The organism is Streptomyces cyaneofuscatus (assembly GCF_042718795.1).
GTDB classification, from domain to species: domain Bacteria; phylum Actinomycetota; class Actinomycetes; order Streptomycetales; family Streptomycetaceae; genus Streptomyces; species Streptomyces cyaneofuscatus_A.
Genome location: NZ_JBHXOX010000071.1, coordinates 1 through 2,704 on the forward strand (window position 1 = coordinate 1; position 2,704 = coordinate 2,704).

The 2,704-nt window shown below is 66.5% G+C and carries 3 protein-coding genes; all 3 read right to left on the minus strand.

Annotated elements, in window-relative coordinates; genetic code table 11:
• Nucleotides 1-162: DUF2637 domain-containing protein (locus tag ACFWRT_RS37565; RefSeq protein ID WP_380956100.1), on the minus strand; the 162-nt coding region annotated here is incomplete at its 3' end.
• 112 nt (nt 163-274) lie between these two features.
• The gene (locus ACFWRT_RS37570; protein WP_380956099.1) at nt 275-1,360 is read right to left on the minus strand and encodes a ParB/RepB/Spo0J family partition protein; all 1,086 of its coding nucleotides are present in this window, start codon (nt 1,358-1,360) and stop codon (nt 275-277) included.
• Nucleotides 1,357-2,508 carry a ParA family protein gene (locus tag ACFWRT_RS37575; RefSeq protein ID WP_380956097.1) on the minus strand — a complete coding sequence of 384 codons (1,152 nt, stop codon included), beginning with the start codon at nt 2,506-2,508 and terminating at the stop codon, nt 1,357-1,359. Before ACFWRT_RS37575 ends, ACFWRT_RS37570 begins: the two co-directional genes overlap by 4 nt.
• Nucleotides 2,509-2,704 lie beyond the last annotated feature (196 nt).

Sequence of the window (2,704 nt, forward strand, 5' to 3'; positions counted from 1 at the left end):
GATGGGGAACACCAGGGAGAACTGGCCGAACCCCTTGGCCTCGGCCAGCTCGCGCACGGCCGCGTAGGAGCCCGCGAAGCCGATCGCGGCGATGACCACCGCACCGGCGACGACGATCCCGATGAGTACCCGGTGTGTGCGTGTCAGCGGTATCGCTGCCATCTGGGGTTCTCTTTCTGGAGTGTGTTTTCGCTGGGTGCGGTGTGGGTGGCGGGGGAGTGGCGAGTGTCCCTGCCGGGCTGGGTGAAAGCGGCAGGGACACTCCTGCGGGAGCTCACTCCTGGGTGAGGAGCTTGGCCAGGGTGTGCCGGTCCTCGGTGGTCATGTGCTCTCGGGCCAGCCTGTTGAGCGCTTGGGGGCTGTGCCAGGGCAGGTGCTCCGGGGACGCGGGTGCGGGGGGCGGAGTGATTACGGCGTTATCAGTCGCCGCCTTGTCCGGTCCGGGGGTTGGGGCCGGTTCGGGGCTGGCGGGCGCTCCGGGGGTGATAACGGCGTTATCTGTGAGGGAGTCCGACGGAGCTGCGGGCCCTGCCGGGACTGAAGTGATTACGGCGTTATCGGCGGGGGAGTGGGATGGAGCTGTGAGCTCTCCCGGGGCGGGAGTGATTACGGCGTTATCAGTTGCGGGGCGGGGTGCGGGCTTGTTCCGCTGTTGCTTCTTCGCTGCTGCTTGCTGGGCTCGTGCGTCTGCAACTTCACGTTGTTCTTGCGGCGTGTGCTTGGCCAGGCCGCGTACGTGCTCGACCTTGCGGCGCCCTGCTTCCAGATCGGCCTGGAGTTCCGGTGCCAGTTCCAGGAGGGACAGTCGCTGCGAGATGTAGGGCTGGGTGACGCCGAGGCGGCGGGCGGCCTTGTGCTGGGATCCGTAGAACGCCACCAGCGTTTTGAGTGCTGCGGCTTCTTCCAGGTCGGAGAGGTTCTCCCGCTGGGCGTTTGCGACGAAGGCGGACTCCAGTAGTGCCTCGTCCGTGGTGACCCGGGCGTCGTCGACGGTGACCTTTATCGTCGACAGGCCCGCTGCCCGGGCGCCGGCCAGGCGGCGGTGCCCGTCCACGACGACGAAGTTCGCCCCTGGCTCGAGTTCCGTTGCTCGCTCCGGGCGGTCCCGTAGGTAGGCCTCGACGGAGGCGACGGTGATCGACTGGATCTGCCCGATCTCGGTGAGGCTGTCGGCCATGCCGGAGATGTCACCGAGGGTCTCCCGGGGGTTGTCCGGGTTGGCGCTGATCTCGGTGAGCGGCAGCTCGTTCGGGTCGACCGTTCCGAAGGCCTGATCGGTCAGCTGGCGGCGGACGCTGCGGGCCTTGCCGGCCCGGGCGAACGAGGAGGATGCGCCGAGCTGGTCTTCCTTGGAGCTCATGAAATCTGCCTCGCGATCTCTCGCATGCCCGTCGACTGGTCGCAGTAGGGGGCGTGCTCCAGCAGCGGCATGCGCTTGCGTACGGCTTCTCGCTGTTCCTTGAGGTCACCGATGACAGCGAGGACCTTGGGGTCGCCGAGGTTCCGCCATTCCCTGAGGGAAGAGGTAGCGACGACGCCGCGCCGGCTGTCGTAGAGGTTCACGACGAGCCCGAGGTACTCGATCTCCAGGCTGAGGTCGTCGCGCAGTGATTCGATCTGGTCGGCGAGCATCGCGTAGGCCGTCGCGGAGGAGTCTTCGGCCAGGACAGGGATGACCATGCCGGAGATGCCCTCCCCTTCGCCTTGGCGGCGCCGCCCGTAGTAGATCGCCGCATCGGTTGCCATGCCGAGGCTCGGCGGGCAGTCGATCACGATGGCGTCGAAGTCCTTCTCCAGCGGCTGCAGCGCCCGTTCCAGGGCTGCTTCCTTGTTCCGCATCCGCGCGACGGCGATCTTCGCGTCGAGGAGGAATCCGTCGGGGCAGGCCGGCAGGACGTGGAGGCGCTTCTCGAATCGGGGGGACTCGATCGTGACGACCAGGTCCTTCAGCTGTCCCTTGCCCTCGCCGCACATGTGCAGCACGAGGCTGTCAGTTCCTGGCGGAAGTTGCTCGACACCAAGCTGATCGCTGAGGTGACCCTGGGGGTCATAGTCGACCAGGAGGACGCGCATGCCGTCCTCGGCGAGAGCCTGGGCGACGCCGGCCGCAACGGCCGTCTTACCTACTCCGCCCTTCTGGTTTATGACGACCTTGCGCTGGACGATGCCTGTCACCGGGCGGTGCCTGGGGGAGGGATTGGCGCTCAGCCAGGTCTGAACCGACTGGGCGAGCCCTTGGACGAAGGGCATCCCGTCTCGCTCGGTACAGGTGGTCTTGAGGTCTTCCCATTGCCCTGGCGGCAACCAGGTGGAGAACGAACTAGAGCCCGCAGTATCGACGGGGGAGGGGTCTTCCGAGGATGCGCGCCAGGCGGAGATGCCTGCGGACACGGCATCCTGGATGTCGATGCCGAGTTCTGCGGCACGGACCTTGAGGTCCTGGCGTAGCCAGGACGGCAGTTTGGAGACGACCTTCTCTCTGTCTCCGGCAGCACTTGGAGTAACCATGAGGTCAGCTTACTAACCTCACCGTGGGATTGAATGCACCCCTGCACAACATGCGTGTCGCCTACCGCCCCTGACTGCTTGCCAACACGGGCCGTTCGTCCCTAGTGCCGGGTCAGGCAACGTTTGCCTTGCCGACGACGGCGCGTAGGCGTCGGTCGTCGGCGTGGCGGTTTCGCCAGGTGATGTAGCGGCGGAT